The sequence below is a fragment of the Frigoribacterium sp. PhB24 genome, from assembly GCF_003755185.1.
Lineage (GTDB): Bacteria > Actinomycetota > Actinomycetes > Actinomycetales > Microbacteriaceae > Frigoribacterium.
Window position 1 is genome coordinate 58,615 of record NZ_RKIC01000010.1, and the last position, 20,703, is coordinate 79,317.

Below are 20,703 nucleotides of genomic sequence, written 5' to 3' on the forward strand. Positions count from 1 at the left end.
GATTCAGTCCGCGACGTCCGCGCCGGGCAGGTCGGCCGGCGACAGGCGCACGTGGCGGATCGCCCGGCGGTGCCAGGTGTAGGCCACGTGCACGGCTCCGTCACTCGTCTGCGTGATGCTCGGGTACGACAGTTCGCGGTTCAGTCCGTCGCGTGAGTTGTTCGACAGGCACCAGCCGTCGCCGTCCTCGAGGTCGAGGCGGTGCGGCCAGGTGTGCCCGCCGTCCGTCGACACGGCCAGCGACATCGGTGCCCGGGGCGTGCCCCAGAACGCCGTACGGCCCGCGGTCGTCGTCCCGGCCCGCGCCTCCTGGTCGACGTCGACGTCGACGCCGACGCCGGCGACCGGGCCGGGCGGCACGGCCTGCTCGACGATGCCGGACTCGTCGATCTCGTCGTAGAGCCCCACCCGCCGTTCGGTCGTGGCGTCGGCCCGGCGGTGGTTGTAGACGATGGCGAGGCGTCCGTCGGCGAGCGGCACCCACTGCACCGACGAGTTGTTGTTCGGCAGCTCGGTCGGCACGGGCACCGACCACGACCGGCCGCCGTCCGTCGAACGCGACTCGTGCACGGCGTCGGCCCAGCGGCTGCGGAACAGCGCCAGCAGCGAGCCGTCGGCCAGCTCGTGCACGTTCATGTGCACGGCGCCCGTGCTGCCCGGGACGGCGACCTCACCCCACGTGGCGCCGCCGTCCCGGGAGGTCATCACCGAGCTCGTGTCGTGGTCGCCCACCCACGCCCGCCCGGGGGTCGTCACACAGCGGAAGACCGGCACGAGCAGGTCGCCTGCGCGCGTGACGACCGGCGGCTGCCGGACGAACACCCCGCTGGTCTCGTCGGCCGCGAAGAGCGTCGCGGGCTCGTCCCAGGTCGCACCGCCGTCGGTCGAGACCCGGCGACGCACCTCGGCGGAGTCCTGGGCGCCCGCGCGCTGCGCCGTGTACAGCAGCCAGACGTCGCCCGAGGGGGCCGTGAAGAGCACGGGGTTCTGCTCCGAGCGCGCGGGGTCGTCGCTGAGCCGCACCGGCTCGGACCACCCCTCGTCGTCGAGGGTCGAGAACCAGACGTGGATGTCCGAGACGCCCTCCTGCGTGCCGCCGAACCAGACGCAGGCCAGCCGGCCGTCGGGCAGCTCGGCGAGGTTCGCCGCGTGCGACTGCACCGTCGCCGTGGGCAGGTACGACCACGAGCGCCCCGCCGCGTCGGGCCGCGGTCGGCCGTCGGCGACGATGCCGTCCGGGCCGCCTGCCCGCGCGACCGTGTCCGGGCTGCTCACGCCGCGCCTCCTGCGGTCGCGGCCGGGTCGTCGGTCTCGAGCGCCCGCCGCAGGTGGTCGCGCGCGGCGGCCTCGAGGTGGTTGAGGTCGCCGGCGACCGTGGCGAACGTGTAGCCCGCCGCGAGCCGCTGTCGCGCGACGTCGCCGTGCGGCGTGTGGATGCCCGCGGCGATGCCCGCGGCCTCGGCCGCCGCCGCGACCCGGACGAGGGCGGCGTCGAAGGCCTCCTGCACGGCCGGGTCGCCCGGGTAGGCGCCGCCGACCGCGATGCAGAGGTCGCTGGGGCCGACGTAGAGCCCGTCGAGCCCGGGCGTCGCGGCGATCGCCTCGACGTTCGCGAGCCCGTCGGGTGTCTCGATCATGGCGAGCACGATCGTGGTGTCGTTCGCCTCGGCGGGCACCGGACCGATGCGCAGGCTCGACCGCATGGGCCCGTACGACCGGCGGCCGTGCGGCGGGTACTTCGCGCTGCGCACGGCCGCGGCCGCGTCCTCGGCCGTGTCGACGAGGGGCACGATGATGCCTGCCGCCCCGGCGTCGAGGGCCTTGCCGATGGGCGTGATGTCGTTCGCCTCGACCCGCACGAGGCCGGCGGACGTCTGCCCCGCGTCGATGGCGAGCAGACCGGTCATCATTCCCTGGTAGCCGAAGAGGCCGTGCTGCGCGTCGAGGCAGACGTAGTCGTAGCCGAGTCGCGCGATGCGCTCGGTGGCCGGCGGCGCGTCGAGGGTGACCCAGTAGCCGACCGCCCTCTCGCGGCGGCGGATCGTGCGGGCGAAGTCGCTGGCGGTGCTCATGGTGCTCTCTTCCGTGCGGTGCGTGCGGGGCGTGTGGTGCGGGGCGCGTGGTGCGGGGCGTGCCGCGCGTGGGGTCGGTGCGGGCTGGTCAGGAGGCGCGGGTCAGGAGGCGCGGGTCACCGAGCGTACGGAGGCATCGGCCCCCGCAACGAGCGCCCGACCTCGTCGCAGGCCGCCACCACCTCGTCGGGCAGCGGCCCCTCGGCGATCGCGGCGACGTTGGCGGTCAGCTGCTCGGGGCGCGAGCCGCCGAGCAGCACCGAGCCGACCTCGGGTCGATGCGCCACCCAGCGCAGGGCGAGCTCGACGAGCGACACCCCGGCCTCGGCCGCGATGCCGGACAGCAGGTCGATCGCGGCGAACAGCCCGGCGTCCCAGTAGCGCTTCGTGTACATCTCGGCGAGGGCCGAGTCGCCGAAGCGCCCGCCGGCCGGTGCCTGGTCGAAACGGTGCCGCCCGGTCAGCAGGCCACCGCCGAGCGGGTTGTAGACCATCGTCTCGATGCCGTGGACGCTCGCGAACTCGAGGTACTCGTCGTCGAGCCGGCGGGCGACGAGGTTGCAGAGCTGCTGGGCGACGACCGGTCGCGGCGCCCCCACGGCGTCGGCCACGCGCTCGACGTCGCCGATCCGCCAGGCGGCGTAGTTCGAGACGCCGAGCGAGAGCAGCTTGCCCTCGGCGACGAGCGCGGCGACGGTCGACAGGGTCTCGTCGAGCGGGGTCAGTCGGTCGGGCTGGTGCAGGTAGAAGAGGTCGAGCCGGTCGGTGCCGAGCCGCCGCAGGCTCGACTCGACGCTCGTGCGGAGGGCCACGGCCGACAGCGGCGGCAGTCCGCCGGCGTCGGCGTGCGGCATGCCCGCCTTCGACGCGAGCACGACCTCGTCGCGCCGCCCGCCGAGCAGACGGCCGAGCATGGTCTCGGTCGCTCCTCCCACGTACGCGTTGGCGGTGTCGATCCAGGTGACGCCGGCGTCGCGCGCCGTGTCGAGCATGCGCCCGGCGGTGGCCTCGTCGACGGTGTCGCCGAAGGTCATCGTGCCGAGCACGAGCCGAGGAGGCGCGGTGCGGTCGGTCGCCCCGTCGCCGGTCACGGCGGTGGCGGCTGCGGCGGTGTCTGCGGCGGTGTCGGTCCGGGTCATGCGGTGGCTCCCAACGAGAGGCTGCGGACGACGTGGCGCGGTTTCACGCCCGTCATCGTGGCGGGGTCGAGGGCGGCTCGACGGAGCCGCCGCGTGTAGTCCTCGGCGGGCGAGGTGAGCACCTGCGCCGTGGCGCCCTGCTCGACGACGGCGCCCTGCCTCATGACGAGGACGCTCTCGCTGATCTGCTGCACGACGCCGAGGTTGTGCGAGATGACGACGTAGGTGATGCCCGTGTCGACCTGGATCTCGCGCAGCAGCTCGAGCACCTGGGCCTGCACCGACACGTCGAGCGCGCTCGTCGCCTCGTCGCAGATCAGCAGGTCGGGGCTCGACGCCAGGGCCCGGGCGATGCCGATGCGCTGGCGCTGTCCGCCCGAGAACTCGTGCGGCCGACGGTCGAGAGCCGTCGAGGGCAGGCCGACGCGGTCGATCAGGCGGGCCGCCTCGGTGGCGCGCTCCTGCGCCGACCGCACCCCCTTCAGCCGCAGCGGCTCGGCGACGATGTCGCGGGCGCTGAGGTGCGGGTCGAGCGAGCCGTAGGGGTCTTGGAAGACCATCTGGAACCGGTGCCTCAGGGGCCGCAGCCGCGCCTCCGACAGGGTCGCGAGGTCGGTGCCGTCGAGCACGATGCGCCCGCTGGTCGGCTGCAGCAGGCGCATGACGGCCTTGGCGATCGTGGACTTGCCGCAGCCGGACTCGCCGACGATGGCGAAGGTGCTGCCGCGACGCACCGAGAACGACACGTGGTCGACGGCGCGGTGGGCGGTCGAGCCGCTGCCGTAGTCGACGACCAGGTCGTCGACCTCGAGGATGGTGTCAGACACGGGTGGCCTCCGGTCGGTCGGTGCTGGTCGCGGTCGTGGCGGGGGTCTCGTCCCAGGCTCCCAGGGTGGGCACGGCGGCGAGCAGCCCCCGGGTGTATGGCTCGGCGGGGTGCTCGACGATCTGCCGTACGTCGCCCGACTCGACGAACACGCCGGCCTTCATCACGTGGATGCGGTCGGACACCAGGCGGGCGACGCCGAGGTCGTGGGTGATCATCAGCAGGCCGATGCCGCGCTGCTCCTGCAGTTCGAGCAGCAGGTCGAGGATCCCGGCCTGCACCGTCACGTCGAGGGCGCTGGTGGGCTCGTCGGCCACGATCAGCTGCGGCTCGCAGGCCAGGGCGATCGCGATCAGCACGCGCTGGAGCATGCCGCCCGACAGCTGGTGCGGGAACTTCCGCAGCTGGGCCGACGGGTCGGGGATGTGCACCTGCTCGAGCAGTCGCACCGCCCGGGCCGTGACCGCGGCGCGACCGCTGGCGGCTCCGGCGATGCGGATGGCCTCGCCGAGCTGCGAACCGATCGACCGCACCGGGCTGAGCGCCGTCATCGGGTCCTGCGGGATCAGGGCGACGGCCCGGCCGCGCACCTTCCGCACCGCCGAGGCGGAGGCGAGCACGTCGAGGCCGGTGATGCGCACGTGGCCCGAGACGACGGCCAGGTCGGCCGGCAGCAGCTGCAACACACCCATGGCGGTGGTCGACTTGCCCGACCCCGATTCGCCGATGATCGTGACGGTCTCACCACGGGCGATGTGGAACGAGACGCCGTCGACGGCCCGCACGATGCCGTTCGTCGTCATCAACTCGATCTGCAGGTCGCGCACCTCGAGCAGCAGGTCGGGGTCGGCGGTGTCGTCGGTCACGGGGGTCATGCGATCGTTCCCTTCGTGCGGGTGGCCGCCGCTGCGGGGCGCGGTCCGACGAACCGGCGGAGGCGCGAGGCCGTCGACCGCCGCGGACGGTCCCGCAGGGCGTCGCCCAGCAGGTTCACCCCGACGACGAGCAGCACGATGAACAGGCCGGGGATCGTGACCATCCACCAGGCGGTGGTGACGTAGTCCTGGCCGTCCGAGATGATGCGGCCCCAGGTGGCGAAGGGCCGCTGCGGGCCCGCGCCGAGGAAGCTCAGCGCGCTCTCCAGCAACACGGCCTGCGCGAGCAGCAGCAGCACGACCAGCGTCGCCTGCTTGATGACGTTGGGCACGACGTGGCGCAGCAGGATCGTGAAGCGGTTCAGGCCGAGCGTGCGGGCCGACGAGACGTAGGGCTTCTCGCGTTCGACGAGCACGAGCGACCGGGTCAGGCGGGCCACCTCCGGCCACTGCGCGATCGCGATGACGAAGGTGATGACGGGGATCGACGGGCCGAACAGCGCGACCACGAGCAGCAGCATCATCAGCAGCGGCAACGACATCTGGGCCTCGAGCAGGCGGCTGATCAACGTGTCGGCCCAGCGCCCGTAGAAGCCGGCGATCGAGCCCAGCACGACGCCGATGGCACCCGAGACGATGACGGCGAGCACGCCGATCGCCAGCGAGACCTGACCGCCGTGCAGCACGCGCGACAGCAGGTCCCGGCCGAGCTGGTCGGTGCCGAACAGGTGGCCGGCCGTGAACGGAGGCGCGAGGCGGTTGCCGAGGTCCTGGCCGTTCGCGTCGGGCAGCGGCAGCGCCTGGGCCAGCACGATCGGGAGGATGACGACGAGGGCGCAGATCGCGCCGACCCAGAGCTTCACGCGGGCGGCGGAGGTGCGTCGGGCCGCCTCGGACCTCGTCAGCAGGCGCGGCGTGACCGCGGTGGGTCGCGCCTCCTCGGGGGTGCGGTCGACCGGGCCTGCGGCGTCCGGTCCGGACGCGCGTCCGGTGGTGTCGGTGCGGGTCATGCGGCACTCGCCTTTCCGAGCCGCACGCGCGGATCGAGCAGGGGATAGGCGAGGTCGATCAGCAGCTGGACGCCGACGGCGAGCAGCGACGTGACCAGCACGGTCGCCTGGATGAGGGGGTAGTCGCGGGTCTCGAGCGCCCGCACGATGAGCGACCCGACGCCGGGCCAGGCGAACACGACCTCGACCACGACCACGCCGTTCAGCATCGCCGCGAAGCGCGTGCCGAGCGCCGTGAAGACCGGGATCGCCGAGTTGCCCATGGCGTAGCGCCAGGTGAGCGCCCGCTCCGAGACGCCCCGCGAGCGGGCCACGGTCAGGTAGGGCGCCGAGAAGTTGGTCGCCATCTCGCGCCGCACCAGCCGCGAGATGAGAGCCACCTGCAGGATCGCGATCGTCACGGTCGGCAGGACGAGGCCGCCCCAGGTCGCGAAGCCCGATGCCGGGAAGATCGGGATCACCACGGCGAAGGCGCTGAGCAGCAGGATGCCGGTCCAGAAGTCCGGCATCGACTGACCCGCGATCGCGACGACGTTGACGCCGGTCTCGCCGCGGGTGTCGGTGCGGCGGGCCATCCAGACGCCGAGCGGGATCGACACGACCGCCGCCAGCAGGATCGCCGCGAACGACAGGGTCAGCGTGAACGGCAGACGTTCGAGCACGACCTGCACGGCCGGCGCCTGGAACGAGTACGAGGTGCCCAGGTTGCCCGTGACGAGCTGCTGCAGGAACACGCCGTACTGCTGCGGCAGCGGGTCGTCGAGGCCGAACTGCTCGCGCACCGCGGCGAGCTGCTCGTTCGTCGCGAGCGGCCCGGCGTAGGCCACGGCCGGGTCGCCGGGGGCGAGGCGGATCAGCACGAAGACCGTCGACACCGTGAGGAACACGGTGAGCAGGCCCTGGCCGAGGCGCTTGAGGATGTAGGTCGCCATGGTCAGGCCCCCAGTCGGACGCTCGAGAGCGGGTACGAGTTCGACGACGCGAGCGAGAGGCGCTCGACGCGCTCGCGACGGGCGAGCACCGACTTGGGCACGAACGCCCAGGCGCACGGCCAGGTGTCCCAGGCCGCCTGCTGCGCCTCGGCGAGCCGACGCTGACGCAGGGCCGCGTCGGGCTCGGTGGAGGCGCGGGCGATGGCGGCGGTGACGTCGGGCTGCACGTAGCCCTGGTAGGTGTCGCGGGTCTGCTCCTTCTCGGCGGTGCCCGCGTACATGCCCTGCAAGATGGTCAACGCCAGTCCCGTGGGGGCGGAGAACCCGTTCCCGAGCAGGTCCCAGTCGCCGGCCTTGCCCTGGCGCCACTGCAGGATGTCGCCGCCGGGCTCGAACTGCTGCAGGGTGGTCCGCACGCCGATCGCGCCGAACATCTCGACGAGGGCCTCCATGATGAAGGTGTCGCCGGCGAACTCGCCGGTCTCCCAGATGACGCGCAAGGTGAGGTCGCTCGCACCGAGCTCGGCGAGCGTGCGGCGCGCGAGGTCGGGGTCGTAGGTGTACTCGCCGGTCTTCGCGTAGCCGAGCAGGCTCGGCGGCACGACGCCGTCGGCCTGCGTCACCGAGTCGGTGAGCACGTCGCGCACGAGGGCGCGACCGTCGATCGCGTGGCTGAGCGCCTCGCGCACCCTGGCGTCGGCCAGCGGGTGCCCCTCGGGCTTGCGGAAGTTGTAGAAGATCTGGTTGATGCGCAGGCTCGAGGCCTCGTCGAGGGCGATGCCGGGCAGGCCCTGCAGCTGGGTCGCGGAGTCGGGCGTGATCGAGTCGATGACGTCGACCTCGCCGCTGCGCAGCGCGATCACCCGGCTCGACTCCTCGGGCAGGAACCGCACCTCGACCCGGTCGACACCCGGGGCCTCGCCCCAGTACTGCTCGTTGCGGGTGAGGCTGTAGGTGCCGGCGCCCCGGTTGAAGCGGGTGACGACGAACGGCCCGCTGCCCACGCCGTCCTGCAGCTCCTCGGGCTTGTTCGCCGCGGCCGGGGTGATCAGGATGTTGCTCATCAGGGCGTCGAGCACGGGGATCGGCTGCGACGAGTCGAGCGTGAAGGTGCGGTCGTCGATCGCGGACACGGTCGGGAACTCGGGGAAGAAACTGGCGACGAACGAGCCCTGCACCTGCTCGTACATCTGCAGTGCGGTGGCGACGTCGTCGACCGTGACGGGAGTGCCGTCCGAGTAGCGCACGCCCTCGCGCAGCCGGACCGTCCACTGCGTGTCGCTCGTCGGCTCGAAGCTCTCGGCGAGCACGAGCTCGGGCGTGATGTCGGGCCCGATCTGGGTGAGCGCCTGCCGTACCGCCCGCTGCACCGTGACGGCCGCGTCGAACTGGTTGAGCTTGTTGTCGAGGCTGACCAGCGAGCGGTTGAGGGCCAGGGTCAGCGTGCCGGGCCCGGGCAGTCCGGTCGGACCGGCGCAGCCGGCGAGGCTGGTGGCGGTCACGAAGAGGCCGGCCGCGGCTCCCCAGCGGAGCAGGGTGCGGCGTGACATCTCGTGGTCCGCGAACGGAACGGTCATCATCGACCTCTCGATCCAGGGGTTCGACGAGGTCGACGGCGCCCGGTCCCGCAGCGCTGCGCCGCCCTCGTCCGGGCTGGATGACACTGTGCCACCGCTGCGCGTTCCGCGCAAGACCGGTAGCGCATAACGCGCAGTCGTGTCAGGATGGCCAGCACCATGACCCAGATCACCGTCATCGCCGACGACCTGTCCGGCGCCGCCGAGACCGCCGAGCAGTTCCGGCTGCGCGGTCACGAGACCGTGATCTCGCTCGGCGTTCCGTCGGTGTCGACCGCCCGCATCACGGTCGTCGACGTCGCCACCCGCGCCGGCACGGCCGAGGAGGCGCGGGTCGCGATCGACACGCTGCCCCTGCCGGTCGGCACCCTCGTCCTGAAGAAGACCGACTCCCTGTGGCGCGGACACGTCGGCCCCGAGCTCGAGGCGCTGACCGCCCGCGGCTACGACGTCGTCGTGGCCGGAGCGCTACCCGCCCTCGGGCGCACGGTCGTCGACGGGCGGCCCCTGGTCGACGGGCGGCCGCTGGCCGAGACGGCCCTCTGGCACCTCGAACCGCACGACGCCCCCTCGACCCTCGCCGAGCTGGCCGGCCATCCGTCGGTGCTCGTCGGGCTCGACGTCGTGCGCTCGAGCCCCGACGCGTTCGCCGCACGCCTGGACGACGCCCTCGTCGCAGGGGCCGTCGCCCTCGTCGACGCCGAGACCGACGACGACCTCGCGGCCGTGGTCGCGGCCGTCCTCCGGTTGACCGCCCGCCCCGGGGCCCGCCGGCCGGTCGCCCTCGCGGGCAGCTCCGCGCTCGCCGCCGCCCTGGCCGACGCGGTGGCACCGGTCGCGACCTCGGTCGACCCCGTGCCCGTACCCGTGCCCGCGTCCGCGTCGGCGTCCGCGTCGGCCGGTGTCGGGCCCCGCGCCGGTGCCGGGCCCGCGCGACCCGTCCTCGTCGTGGTCGGATCGGCCGCCGAGGTGGCCCGGGGCCACGCCGACGTCCTCGCCGCCACCGGTGCGGACGTGCACGCGCTCGACCCGGCGGACGACGTGGTCGACGTGGTCGACGCGACCCGTGCCTCCTTGGCCCGGTCGTCCGTCGCCGTGCTGACGGTGACCGCCCGACGCCTGTCCGACCCGCTCGACGGCTCGGCGGCCCTCGCCGACGTCGTCACCCGGCTCGCCGCCGACGTCGAGCTCGACCTCGTGCTGACCGGCGGCGAGACCGCCCGGGCCGTGCTCGACCGGCTCGGCACGACCGTCCTGCGGCCGCTCGCGCAGGTCGAACACGGTGCCGTCCTCAGCCTCGCCGGCGACGACCGGCTCGTCGCCACCAAGCCCGGCAGCTTCGGTGGCCCGACCGTGCTCGCCGACCTCGTCGACCTGGTGCGCCGCACACGCGCCGGGGCCGACCCCCACGACCTCGCCGCGTCGGCCGCGTCCGGCGCCCCCACGAAACGGAGAACCCCATGACCACGACGACACCCGACACCCGACCGTTCATCGCCGTCACCATGGGCGACGGAGCCGGCGTCGGACCCGAGGTGACCGTCGGCGCGTTGCTCGACGAGGCCGCCTACCGCGACGCCCGCCCGGTCGTCGTCGGCGACGCCCACCGGCTGCGGCTCGGGGCCGCGGCCCTCGGGGTCGAGGCCGAGATCGTCGAGGTCGACGGCCCCGCCGACGCCGTCTTCACGCCCGGCCGCATCAACGTCGTCGACCCGCACCTGCTGTCGGCCGACCTGCCCTGGGGCGCGGTCTCGGCCGAGGCCGGTCACGCCGCGTACGAGTACATCCGCATCGCGTGCGAGCTCGGCATGGCCGGGCTCGTCCAGGGCATCTGCACCGCACCGTTGAACAAGGCCGCGCTGCACGAGGCCGGCCACGTGTTCCCCGGCCACACCGAGCTGCTGGCGCACTTCATGGGCGTCGGCGAGGTGTCGATGATGCTCTCGACGCCGAAGATCAGGGTGATCCACGTCACGACCCACATCGGGTTGATCGACGCGATCGCCCGGATCGAGCCCGGGCTGGTCGAGCGCACCGTTCGCCGCGGCTGGGAGGCGCTCCGTCGCGCGGGCGTCGAGGACCCCCGCATCGGCGTCTGCGCCATCAACCCGCACGCCGGCGAGAACGGACTCTTCGGCTACGGGGAGGAGGCCGAGAAGATCACCCCGGCCATCGAGGTCCTCCAGGCCGACGGCATCCGCGCCGTCGGGCCGTTGCCGGCCGACACCGCGTTCTTCCTCGGCGGCCGTGGCGACTACGACCTCATCGTGGCGATGTACCACGATCAGGGGCACGGACCCGTCAAGGTGCTCGGCATCGAGGCCGGCGTGAACATCACCGTGGGGCTGCCCGTGATCCGCACGTCGGTCGACCACGGCACCGCGTTCGACATCGCCGGCACCGGCGTCGTGGCCGTCGGTAGCATGATCGAGGCGTTGCGCCAGGCCGTCGAGATGTCGCCCAGCCCGGCCGACGCCGCCCGGGTCGGTGCGCCGTCGGCGTGACGTCGCCCGCCCCACCGATCAGGACGGTCACCGCATGAGCACCACCGCACGAGAGCGACGCCGCGACATCGTCGACCTGGCCCGCACCACCGGGCTGGCGAGCGTCGACGAGCTGAGCCGCCGCTTCGAGGTGACCCCGTCGACGATCCGGCGAGACCTGGCCGAGCTGACCCGTCGTGGTGAGATCGCTCGCACCTACGGCGGCGCCATGCCGCTGGCCGCCGCCGGGGCCGAGCCGACCTTCCGGCAGCGCAACCGCGAGGCCGGGGTGGCCAAGGCCGAGATCGCCCGGCACGCCCGCACGCTGCTCGGTGACGGCGAGACGCTGCTGTTCGACGCCGGTTCGTCCGTCGCGGCCCTCGCCCGGGAGGCGCGGTCGGGTCTGGTCGCGACCGTCGCCACCACCTCGATCGCGGTCATCCAACAGCTCGCGGACTCCGAGGACATCCACCTCGAGTGCCTCGGCGGCACGCTCCGCCCGGCCAGCCAGGGATTCGTCGGGCCTCTGGCCGAGGCCGCCCTCGAACGCCTGACCTTCGACCGGGTGTTCCTCGGGGCCGACGGCGTACTCGCCTCGGGGCACGTGGTCGAGGCCGACCTGGTGCAGACTCGGCTCAAAGAGCTGATGTGCCGGCAGTCGGAGCGGGTCTACGTGCTCGCCGACGGGTCGAAGCTCGGTCGCGCGACGTTCCGCGCCCGGGCGGCCCTGCCCGAGGGGTGGACGCTCGTGACCGACTCCACGGCCGCGCCCGAGGCCCTGGCCGAGTTCGCGGCCGCCGGCGTCGACGTGGTCGTCGCCCCCGCCGGCTGACGCCGCGCCGATCCCGCGCGAGACGACCCGCGCCTCCTGCCCGGGGTGGCCCCCCCCCCCCCGGGGGGGGGGGGCCCCCCCCCGGGGGGGGGGGGGGCGGGGGGGGGGGGGGGGGGGGGGGGGGGGGGGGCCCCCCCCGCGGGGGCGGGGCCGGCCGGCCCCCCCCCCCCCCCCGCCCGCCGCGGCCGCGGGCGGGGGGGCCCCCCCCGGCCCCCGCCCCCCCCCCCCCCCCCGGGGGCCCCCCCCCCCCCGGGGGGGGGGTCCCCCCCCCGCGACGGTGGTGCGACCTCGTCGGAGATCCGGCACCCCGTCGGGCAGGATGGGCGGCATGCCCGCACCCACCGCGTCCCTGCCCACCGCGCTCGTCACCGGGGCTTCCGGCGGCATCGGCGCCGAGTTCGCCCGCCGGCTGGCGCCCGACCACGACGTGGTGATCGTGGCACGCAGCGGCGACCGCCTCGAGCAGGTGAGGTCCGAGCTCGTGGCGACCCGCGCCTCCGGGTCGTTCACGGCCGTGGTCGCCGATCTGTCGACGCCCGAGGGGGTCGAGACCGTGCTGGCCGCCGTCGCCGACCGGACGATCGACGTGCTGGTGAACAACGCCGGCGTCGGCTCGCACGGCGCCTTCACCGAGTCCGACCCCGCCACGGTCCAGGCGCAGGTGCACCTCAACTGCTCGCAGGTGGTCGCGCTGACGCGCGCGCTGCTGCCCGGCATGGTGGCGCGCCGCCGCGGCACGGTCGTGAACGTCGCCTCGACGGCGGCGTTCCAACCGATCCCGACGATGGCGGTCTACGGGGCGACGAAGGCGTTCGTCCTCTCGTTCAGCGAGGCGCTGCACGCCGAGGTGCGCGGGGCGGGCGTCACCGTCACGGCGCTCTGCCCGGGCGCGACCGAGACCGGGTTCTTCGCCGCGACCGGGAGCGACTTCCTCACGAGTGGCCGCCAGACGCCCGAGCAGGTCGTCACCGCGGCGCTGCGGGCCGTCCGCCGTCGCCGTGCCGTCGTGGTCAGCGGGCTCGGCAACGCGATCGGAGCCCAGGCGCACCGCTTCCTGCCGCGCCGACTCGTGACCGCGGCCTCGGCCCTGATCGTCCGCGAGCGCTAGGCCCGAAGCCCGCCCGCTCCGCGTCGCACCACGACAGGGACGTCGCACCGCCGACGTGCGCGGTGCGACGTTCAGCCGGCGGTGCGACGCGACCGATCGCCGGTGGTCCGCGCGAGGGCGGCGTCGCGTGCCGCGACGAGCAGGTCGGTCAGCACCGTGCCGGTCGCGCCGCGGTCCTCGGGGTGCCACTGGACGCACCACACCGGGGCCGAGTCGTGTTCGACGGCCTCGACCGTACCGTCGTCGGCCCAGGCCACGGCCCGCAATCCGTCGCCCAGTCGGCCCACCGCCTGGTGGTGCGAGCTGCGCACGACCAGCGACGTCGTGCCGAGCATCGACGCGAGGGTGCTGTCGTCGGCGAGGCGGACGGGGTGGTCCACCATGCTGTCCGAGACGTCGTCCGCGTTCACGTGGCCGGGGTGCTCGAGGTGCTGCACGAGGTCGCCGCCGAGCGCGACGTCGACCACCTGCATGCCGCGACAGATGCCGACCAGCGGCAGCCGCGCCTCCACGGACCCGCGGACCACCTCGAACTGCACCCGGTCGGCGTCGGCGAAGGTCTGGCCGCGCCCCGGGTAGTCGACGGGGCCGCCGTAGTGGCTCGGGTCGACGTCCTCGCCGCCGGTGACGAGCACCGCGTCGGCCTCGCCGAGGGCGGCGCGCACGTCACCGAGCCGGTTCGCGGGCACGCGGCGCGCCGTGAAGCCGACCTGCTCGGCGGCGGCGACCACCGAGGTCGACAGGTCGTCGAGCTCGCGCTCGAACGCCGGATCGTCGCGGGCCTCGTCGGTGACGTCGAGGACCAACAGGTTCAGGAGGCGCGGTGCGGTCGAGTCGCTCATCTCGCCATCCTGGCAGCGTCCGTGCCCGACGGCGACGCGGGCCGCGCCGGGGGTCGAGGACGGCGACCGGCGTGGCCCGCGGCAGCACGCTGGCCTCGATGCGAACCGGACTGGACGGGTGCCGCGCCGCACGGGACGATGACCTCATGTGCCCCGTCGCCGCGCCTCCTGCGAGGTTCCGGGTCGGGGGAGTGCGGCCCGAGAGCGCGATGCGGGCATTCGAGCTCGGGTACGAGGGGCGCGACCTCGAGTCGGGCCGGCCGGGTGACGACTTCTCGTGGCAGCACGTGGCCGTGGGGTCGGGCCCGGTCTCGCTCATGAGCTGCCGCTTCGACGCCTCGTTGCGCGGCACGGTGCGGCCGCCCGACGACTACGTCGCGGCGTGGTTCACGGCCGGTGGTGGTGTCGTCGACGTCGGTCGGAGCGAGGTCGGCGTCCGCACCGGAGAGCCCTTCGCGTTCCCGTCCGACCGGGAGTTCTCGTTCGAGTACGCCGCCTACCGCCTGAACCTGCTGCATCTCGACCGGCGGTGGCTGACCCGGTACGCCGCGGCGCGCGACGGACGCGACCCGATGCCCGTCACGCTGCGGCACGACGTCACCCTGAGCGGCGGGCAGCGTCTCGTCTGGCATCGGGCGACGGCGTCGCTCGCCGCCGTGCTGCTCGGCCCGGCCACGACGACGGCGCTCGCGCTCGCCGACGCCACGGCCCTCGCGGCGGACACCCTGCTCGACGTCTTCGCCGAGCCCCTCGACGGTCCTGGAGGCGCGCGCGGCACGACCGCGTCAGGTGACGTCCTCGGAGCGTCGGCGCGGAGGTCCCGGCTCGACGCCGCGCTCGAGTACATCGACGCGCACGCCGGCCGGCCGATCAGCGCGGTCGACGTCGCCGAGGCCGTCGGAGTGAGCGCGCGGGTGCTGCAGAGCACGTTCCAGCGGCAGCTCGGTCACACGCCGACCGCCCACCTGCGCGGTGTGCGCCTGCGCCGGGCCCACGACGAGCTCGCCCGGCTCGAGGGACTGCCCGGCGAGACCGTCGCCGCGGTCGCCCGCCGGTGGGGCTTCGCGCACCTCGGACGGTTCTCGGCCCGGTACGCCCGCGAGTTCGGCGAGCGACCGAGCGACACCCTCGGCGGCGCGGGCAGGCCCTGACGCCGCCCGCCCGGCCTGGTCGGTGCCGCCCGGCCTGGTCGGTGCCGCCCGCCCGGCCTGGTCGGTGCCGTCGGCGGTGCCCGCTCGGCCTAGTCGGTCCCGTCGATGCCGCCGAGCCGCTCGAGTACGCCCGTGAGGATCGTGCCGGCCGCGTCGGGCAGCACGTGATGGTTCATGTAGATGGCCTCGAGCCAGGGCAGCACCTCGTCGCGACCCCAGCCGACGGCGTCCCAGTCGACGCCGGGAAGGGCCTTGGTGACGGGTTGGTCGGTGCGCGGGTCGAGCCAGGCCTCGGCTATCGGTACGGCGTCGGACGCGCCCTGCGGCGTCCAGGCCAGCGCGATCGGGTGGTCGTCGCCCTCGATGTGGTCGTGCTCGACGGCACCCGAGCCGAGCCACGGCAAAGTGAGCAGCTCGCCCTCGATGTCGACCTCGACGAGGTCGAGCTTGCGGGGCTCCTCGACCTCGCAGACGTAGAGGTCGAAGCCGGCGTCGTGCCAGGCGGCGGCCTCGTCGACCTCGTCGAGCAGGTCGGGCATGCGGCGGTGCAGGTCGACGATCAACCGGGTCGACCATTCGACCAGCACGCGCGTGTCGGCGACCCCGAACGGACTGAGGTCGCTGTCGTCGCCGTTCGCGAGGTGGAAGTGGTGCTCGACGTCGCCGGACGGCGTCGTCTCGAGGTGCACCTGCCCGGTCTCGTAGCCGACGTACAGCGCCGTGATCAGGTCGTCGTCGTCGTACTCGGCGTAGAGGTTCGGCTTGCCGAGAGCCGTCGGGAGCGGCGTCTGCGCGGCCGGGCGTTGGCCCAGGTCGAACACGGCACGGAAATGGGTGGTGGGGAGCCTCAGGCTCATGTCGGTCACGGCGTGGGGTCCAATCGGTTGCTCACGCCAGGGTAGAGGACGAAGGCATCCGTCCGCGGCCCGTCCACGGACGAGGAGGCGCGCTCCGGGACCCCCCGGAGCGCGCCTCCTCGTGTGGTCGCCTCGTCGGCGGTGCGACTACGCGGCGACGGGGCTGCGCTGACCGACGACCGAACCGGCCTCGGCGGCCTCGGTCGACGCGTCGGCTCCGGCGGCGGCACCGCGGCGGACGAACTTCTTGAGCAGGATGAGCACGAGCGCGCTCACCACGGTGCCCGCGAGGATGGCGACGACCCACATGCCGAGCCCGGTGATGGCGAAGAACACGAAGAAGCCGCCGTGCGGGGCCTGCGACGTGACGCCGGCGGCCATCGAGATGGCTCCGGTCACCGCGCCTCCGACCATGCTCGCGGGGATCACGCGCAGCGGGTCGGCCGCGGCGAACGGGATCGCGCCTTCCGAGATGAACGAGGCGCCGAGCAGCCAGGCCGCGGTGCCGTTCGAGCGCTCGACCTGCGAGAAGCCCTTGCGGTACAGCACGGTCGACGCCAGGGCCATGGCCAGCGGCGGGACCATGCCGGCGCCCATGACGGCGGCCATGATCATCAGCGGGGCGGGGTTGTCGGTGAGCGAGCCCGCCGACAGTCCGGCGACGGCGAACGAGTACGCGACCTTGTTGACCGGACCGCCGAGGTCGATGCACATCATGAGGCCGAGGATGACGCCGAGCACGATGGCGCCGGTGCCGCTGAGCCCGTTGAGGAAGTCGGTCAGGGCGACGGTCAGGGCGGCGATCGGTCCGCCGAGGACGAGCACGAGCAACCCGGACGCGAAGATCGATGCCAGCAGCGGGATGATCACGACGGGCATCAGGCCGCGCAACCAGCGGGGCACGTCGGGTTTGCCGATCCAGTAGGCGGCGAAGCCGGCGAGCAGACCGCCGACGAGGCCGCCGATGAAGCCGGCGCCCATGAAGACGGCGACGGCACCGGCGACGAAGCCGGGCGCGATGCCCGGGCGATCGGCGATCGCGTAGGCGATGTAACCGGCCAGGGCGGCGACCAGGAAGCCCATCGACAGGTTGCCGATCTGGAAGGCCGCGGCACCGAGGAAGTAGACCAGGCCCTCGGGCGGCAGGTTGAAGAGCGAGTAGTCGGTCAGCACGGTCGCGGCGTTGCCCGCGATCTCGTAACCCGAGAGCAGGAACCCCAGCGCGAGCAGCAGACCGCCACCGGCGACGAACGGGATCATGTACGAGACGCCGGTCAGCAGCCAGCGCTTGAGCGATGAGCCGAAGCCCTGCTTCTCGGTGGTCGAGCCCGCGGCGGCACCGGCTGCGGTGCCGCTCACGCGGACGGCGTTCGGGTCGGTCGCGGCGGCCAGCGCCTCCTTCACCATGGCGTCGGGCGCGTCGACGCCGCGCTTGACCGGTCCGCGCACGACGGGCTTGCCCGCGAAGCGGCCCTGGTCGCGCACGTCGACGTCGACGGCGAAGATCACGGCGTCGGCCTCGGCGATGACGGCCGGGTCGAGCGGGGTGACCTTGCCCGAGCCCTGCGGCTCGATCTGCAGGTCGGCACCGAGGCGCTTCGCGGCGGCGACGAGGGCGTCGGCGGCCATGAAGGTGTGGGCGATGCCGGTGGGGCAGGCGGTGACGCCGACCAGCTTCGGGCGACGGGCGCCGTCGGCGGACGAGGAGGCGCTGGTGGCGCCGGCCGCGGAGGTCGCGGTCGTGCCGCGCGTCTCGGCGACCTCGCCGCTGACCTCGTCGTCGACCAGCGTCACGATGTCGGCGGGCGTCTTCGCGGCGCGGAGCGCGGCGGTGAAGTCGTCGCGGATGAGGGCGCGGGCGAGGGTCGAGAGGACCGTCATGTGGTCGCCGTCGGCGCCTTCGGGCACCGCGATCATGAAGACGATGTCGGCGTCGCCGTCGGGGGCGCCGAAGCCGACCGTGCGCGCGAGGCGCGAGAAGGCGAGCGTGGGTTCGGTGACCGAGGCCGACCGGGCGTGGGGGATCGCGATGCCGCCGGGGACGCCGGTGCCGACCGACGCCTCGCGTGCGATGGCGTCGTCGGCGAGCGAGTCGGCCGAGCCGGCGCGGCCCGAGGCGGCCACGCGGGCGGCCAGGGCCCGGATGACGTCGGTCGACGTGCCGCCCAGGTCTTCGTCGAGACCGACGAGGTCGGTGCTGATGAGGGATGACATGGTGTTCTGCTCCTTGGGGTTGGGCGACGCTGCTCAGAGGTGCCCGACGGCCGCGGGGGCCACCGGGACGACGTCGATGTCGTCAGGGAAGGTCTGGTCGAGGCGGGGGACGATGCTGCCGGGGAGGGCCGCGGCTGCGGCCCCGGACGCGACGGCCTGGGCGAGGCGGGCCGGGGCGGGGGCTCCGGTCGTCTCGGCGAACAGGTAGCCCGACAGCGACGAGTCGCCGGCGCCCACCGTGCTCAGGGCGGTGATGACGGGGGCGGCGGCGAACCACGACCCCTCGTCGTCGATCAACAGGGCACCCGCGCTGCCGAGGGTGAGCAGCACGGTCTCGACGCCGAGCTCGCGCAGGCGGCGGGCTCCGGCGACCGCCGAGGCCGGATCGGCCTCGTACGCCTCGGGGTCGCCGCCGACGATCTCGGCGAGCTCGTCGGCGTTGGGCTTGACGAGGTCGATGCCGACGCCCGACGCGATGAGCGCGGCGAACGGCTCGCCCGACGAGTCGACCGCGATGCGCGGGGCGGCGTCCCCACAGGAGGCGCGCACGGCCCGGACGACGTCGGCCAGCCAGGTCGTCGGCAGGCCCGGGGGAAGCGAGCCCGCGAGCACCAGCCACGAGGCGAGCGTCGCGTGCTCGACGACGAGGGCGGTGAGTTCGTCCACGTGGGCGCCGAGGTCGGGCCCGAGCTCGTTGATCTTGGTGGTGGTGCCGTCCGGCTCGGTCAGCGTGACGTTGGCCCGCAGGCGCTGCGCGATCGGCAGGTTCACGGTCGGCACGCCGCGCTCGCGCAGGGCGACGAGGACCGGGTCGTCGAGGGCACCGGGCAACAGGGCGACGGTCTCGGCCCCGGACGCGGCCAGGGCCCGGGAGACGTTGACCCCCTTGCCGCCGGGCTCGTCGGTGGTGCTGACCGAGCGCTGCACCGCGCCCCGCTGCAGGGCGCCCGGCAGGTCGATCGTGCGGTCGAGCGAGGGGTTCGCGGTGACGGTGAGGATCATGCGGCTGCCTCCTGGCGGCGGTGAGGTGTCGAGCGGTGCCGCGAGAGACGGGGCGACGGGGACGAGGTGCTCACGCGACGATCACCTCGACGTCGGCGAGTTCGAGGGCGTCGCCCAGGTCGGGGGCGGGGGGCGCGTCGGTGACCACCGTGTCGATCTCGGCCAGGCGCGCGAACCGCACCAGCGCCTCCTCGCCGTGTTTGGTCTGGTCGACCACGGCGACGACGCGGCGTCCGGCGCGGACGTAGGCCGACTTGACGGCTCCCTCGAACTCGTCGGGGGTCGACAGGCCGAAGCCGGCGCTGAGGCCGTTCGCCCCGACGAAGACGATGTCGGGGCGCAGCGCCTGGATCTGCTCGACCGTGCTGGTGCCGACGGCGGCGCTGGTGAGGCCGCGGACGCGTCCGCCGAGGAGGTGCAGGTCGACGTGCGGGCTGTGCTGCAGCAGGGCCGCGATCGGCACGGCGTTCGTGATGACGGTGAGGACCGTGCCGGGGGTCGCCGGGGTCCAGCGTGCGAGCTCGGCGGCGACGGCGGCCGTGGTGGTGCCGGCGTCGAGTGCGATCGAGCCCGTGAAGGTGGAGGGCACGAGGTGGGCGGCGGCCTGGGCGACCGAGGTCTTCTCGGGGCTGTGCCGGGTCTCGCGCTCGCTGAGGCTGAGCTCGCTGACGCTCGAGCGGCCCGCGGCGACGGCCCCACCGTGCACGCGCTGCAGCAGGCCCGCCTGTTCGAGGGCGTCGAGGTCGCGGCGGACCGTCTCGGCCGTCACATCGAGACGGAGGGCGAGATCGCTGACCGACACCCGCCCCGCCGACCGCAGGGCCTCGGCGATCGACTCGTGGCGTTCGGTGGCGTACATGCGACGCGACCTCCTCGTCGTCTGGTGCTGGTGCTGGTGCTGGTGCGGGTGTCCGTGTGGCTGGTGTGGCCGTTCGGCTCTGTCGTGTGCCGGCGTGGGCCGACTGTACGACGCTTCCACAGAGAAAACAAGACAAAGCCAGAAAAACGAAGAAGAACGCAGATCGTGGACTCGCGGGCGGGGCCATGTCCGCAATGCGCACTCTCGCCGATCTGGCTAGTTGATCTAGCTATCTCCCTGCCACAGTGGTGGACGTACCGGTTCACGGCGGTACGGGCACCGACTTCACGGGCGGCGTCATCGCTTCAGCAGGTTCCTCAGGTGGCACAGGGTCACCAGAAATGAGAAGAACATGAACACCAGCAGCACCTCCCTCCAGGGCCTCGGCCACGAGCAGCTCGTCGCCCTCGTCCGGGGAACCGTCGGGTCGGCTCGCCCCTCGGCGTCCCGTCCGACCACCGCTCGAGTCGACGCCGGCCTCTACCGCCGCGACCCCCGCGTGCCGGCCGTCCGCATCGAGACCTACCCGCGTCGTCGTCGGGCTCGCGTCGCGGCCGTCGCCCTCGCCGCCCCGATCTCGGCGGCCGTCTCGTCCGTGGGTCGGGTCGACGAGCCCACCTACGCAGACTTCCTCGTGGCCGCCCCGGCGCACGCGATGTCCGCCTGAGCCGGTCACGATGACCTTCGCGCAGCGCATCCTCGCTGATCAGGTCGGCGACCACGTGTCGTACTTCGACACGGCACTCGACGACACCGACGACCTCGACTGAACGGCCCGGCCATGACCCCCTCGCTTCCCTCGCTCGACACCCTCGTCCACCCCGACCTCCACGAGTACGTCACGGACCGCTACCCGTTCGTGGCGGGCCCGGTCGACGACGACCAGGTCTGACCTCCCCGGGCTCCGGCCCGGTGCACGGCTTC

General features: G+C 73.8%; 19 protein-coding genes. 6 read left to right on the forward strand and 13 right to left on the reverse strand.

The features are described from left to right. Window positions 1–3: 3 nt before the first annotated feature. The 8 genes from EDF50_RS05065 to EDF50_RS05100 form a co-directional block, all read right to left on the reverse strand. Entirely contained in the window at window positions 4–1,275 is a 1,272-nt protein-coding gene (locus tag EDF50_RS05065) for an exo-alpha-sialidase (protein WP_370453969.1), read from the reverse strand. Further along, complete coding sequence (locus EDF50_RS05070) at window positions 1,272–2,072, reverse strand: HpcH/HpaI aldolase/citrate lyase family protein (protein ID WP_123518515.1); 801 nt, start codon at window positions 2,070–2,072, stop codon at window positions 1,272–1,274. Before EDF50_RS05070 ends, EDF50_RS05065 begins: the two co-directional genes overlap by 4 nt. A gap of 116 nt (window positions 2,073–2,188) precedes the next feature. After that, on the reverse strand, window positions 2,189–3,211 hold the full coding sequence (locus EDF50_RS05075) for an aldo/keto reductase (protein WP_123518516.1): 1,023 nt from the start codon (window positions 3,209–3,211) through the stop codon (window positions 2,189–2,191). After that, window positions 3,208–4,038 carry an ABC transporter ATP-binding protein gene (locus EDF50_RS05080; protein WP_123518517.1) on the reverse strand — a complete coding sequence of 277 codons (831 nt, stop codon included), beginning with the start codon at window positions 4,036–4,038 and terminating at the stop codon, window positions 3,208–3,210. The genes EDF50_RS05075 and EDF50_RS05080 overlap by 4 nt, the downstream gene beginning before the upstream one ends. After that, complete coding sequence (locus tag EDF50_RS05085) at window positions 4,031–4,912, reverse strand: ABC transporter ATP-binding protein (protein ID WP_123518518.1); 882 nt, start codon at window positions 4,910–4,912, stop codon at window positions 4,031–4,033. Before EDF50_RS05085 ends, EDF50_RS05080 begins: the two co-directional genes overlap by 8 nt. Beyond that, window positions 4,909–5,922 carry an ABC transporter permease gene (locus EDF50_RS05090; RefSeq protein WP_123518519.1) on the reverse strand — a complete coding sequence of 338 codons (1,014 nt, stop codon included), beginning with the start codon at window positions 5,920–5,922 and terminating at the stop codon, window positions 4,909–4,911. Before EDF50_RS05090 ends, EDF50_RS05085 begins: the two co-directional genes overlap by 4 nt. Next, window positions 5,919–6,854, reverse strand: a complete 936-nt coding sequence (locus EDF50_RS05095) for an ABC transporter permease (RefSeq protein WP_123518520.1) — start codon at window positions 6,852–6,854, stop codon at window positions 5,919–5,921. Before EDF50_RS05095 ends, EDF50_RS05090 begins: the two co-directional genes overlap by 4 nt. A gap of 2 nt (window positions 6,855–6,856) precedes the next feature. Beyond that, the gene (locus EDF50_RS05100) at window positions 6,857–8,431 is read right to left on the reverse strand and encodes an ABC transporter substrate-binding protein (protein ID WP_199738667.1); all 1,575 of its coding nucleotides are present in this window, start codon (window positions 8,429–8,431) and stop codon (window positions 6,857–6,859) included. A gap of 159 nt (window positions 8,432–8,590) precedes the next feature. On the opposite strand from EDF50_RS05100, the gene EDF50_RS16910 reads away from it, so the two are divergent. The 4 genes from EDF50_RS16910 (at window position 8,591) to EDF50_RS05120 (ending at window position 12,854) form a co-directional block, all read left to right on the forward strand. Then, window positions 8,591–9,895, forward strand: a complete 1,305-nt coding sequence (locus EDF50_RS16910) for a four-carbon acid sugar kinase family protein (protein WP_158612633.1) — start codon at window positions 8,591–8,593, stop codon at window positions 9,893–9,895. Next, window positions 9,892–10,935, forward strand: coding sequence for a 4-hydroxythreonine-4-phosphate dehydrogenase PdxA (gene pdxA / locus EDF50_RS16915; protein ID WP_123518523.1), 1,044 nt, complete (start codon window positions 9,892–9,894; stop codon window positions 10,933–10,935). Before EDF50_RS16910 ends, pdxA begins: the two co-directional genes overlap by 4 nt. Before the next feature lie 34 nt (window positions 10,936–10,969). Continuing rightward, window positions 10,970–11,746 carry a DeoR/GlpR family DNA-binding transcription regulator gene (locus EDF50_RS05115; RefSeq protein WP_123518949.1) on the forward strand — a complete coding sequence of 259 codons (777 nt, stop codon included), beginning with the start codon at window positions 10,970–10,972 and terminating at the stop codon, window positions 11,744–11,746. Window positions 11,747–12,074: 328 nt separating this feature from the next. Continuing rightward, a complete protein-coding gene (locus EDF50_RS05120) occupies window positions 12,075–12,854 on the forward strand; it encodes an SDR family oxidoreductase (RefSeq protein ID WP_123518950.1) in 780 nt (259 codons plus the stop codon). 71 nt (window positions 12,855–12,925) lie between these two features. Here the strand turns inward: EDF50_RS05120 and EDF50_RS05125 are convergent, their stop codons facing one another. Next, on the reverse strand, window positions 12,926–13,696 hold the full coding sequence (locus EDF50_RS05125; RefSeq protein WP_123518524.1) for a gamma-glutamyl-gamma-aminobutyrate hydrolase family protein: 771 nt from the start codon (window positions 13,694–13,696) through the stop codon (window positions 12,926–12,928). A 98-nt stretch (window positions 13,697–13,794) separates the two neighbouring features. Between EDF50_RS05125 and EDF50_RS05130 the strand changes: the two genes are divergently transcribed. Next, complete coding sequence (locus EDF50_RS05130) at window positions 13,795–14,847, forward strand: helix-turn-helix transcriptional regulator (RefSeq protein WP_158612634.1); 1,053 nt, start codon at window positions 13,795–13,797, stop codon at window positions 14,845–14,847. Window positions 14,848–14,936: 89 nt separating this feature from the next. Here EDF50_RS05130 and EDF50_RS05135 read toward each other — a convergent pair whose 3' ends face one another. The 4 genes from EDF50_RS05135 to EDF50_RS05150 all read right to left on the reverse strand — a co-directional run bounded on the left by EDF50_RS05135 (window position 14,937) and on the right by EDF50_RS05150 (window position 19,779). Next, window positions 14,937–15,713 (reverse strand): hypothetical protein, encoded by a 777-nt coding sequence (locus EDF50_RS05135; RefSeq protein WP_123518526.1) that lies wholly within the window; start codon window positions 15,711–15,713, stop codon window positions 14,937–14,939. Window positions 15,714–15,851: 138 nt separating this feature from the next. Beyond that, window positions 15,852–17,918 (reverse strand): fructose-specific PTS transporter subunit EIIC, encoded by a 2,067-nt coding sequence (locus EDF50_RS05140; RefSeq protein WP_123518527.1) that lies wholly within the window; start codon window positions 17,916–17,918, stop codon window positions 15,852–15,854. Window positions 17,919–17,951: 33 nt separating this feature from the next. Further along, window positions 17,952–18,920 carry a 1-phosphofructokinase family hexose kinase gene (locus EDF50_RS05145; RefSeq protein WP_123518528.1) on the reverse strand — a complete coding sequence of 323 codons (969 nt, stop codon included), beginning with the start codon at window positions 18,918–18,920 and terminating at the stop codon, window positions 17,952–17,954. A 70-nt stretch (window positions 18,921–18,990) separates the two neighbouring features. After that, window positions 18,991–19,779: a DeoR/GlpR family DNA-binding transcription regulator gene (locus EDF50_RS05150; RefSeq protein ID WP_123518529.1), complete on the reverse strand. Its 789-nt coding sequence runs from the start codon at window positions 19,777–19,779 to the stop codon at window positions 18,991–18,993. A 352-nt stretch (window positions 19,780–20,131) separates the two neighbouring features. Here EDF50_RS05150 and EDF50_RS05155 point away from each other — a divergent pair, with 352 nt between their 5' ends. Further along, on the forward strand, window positions 20,132–20,446 hold the full coding sequence (locus EDF50_RS05155; RefSeq protein WP_123518530.1) for a hypothetical protein: 315 nt from the start codon (window positions 20,132–20,134) through the stop codon (window positions 20,444–20,446). Window positions 20,447–20,703 lie beyond the last annotated feature (257 nt).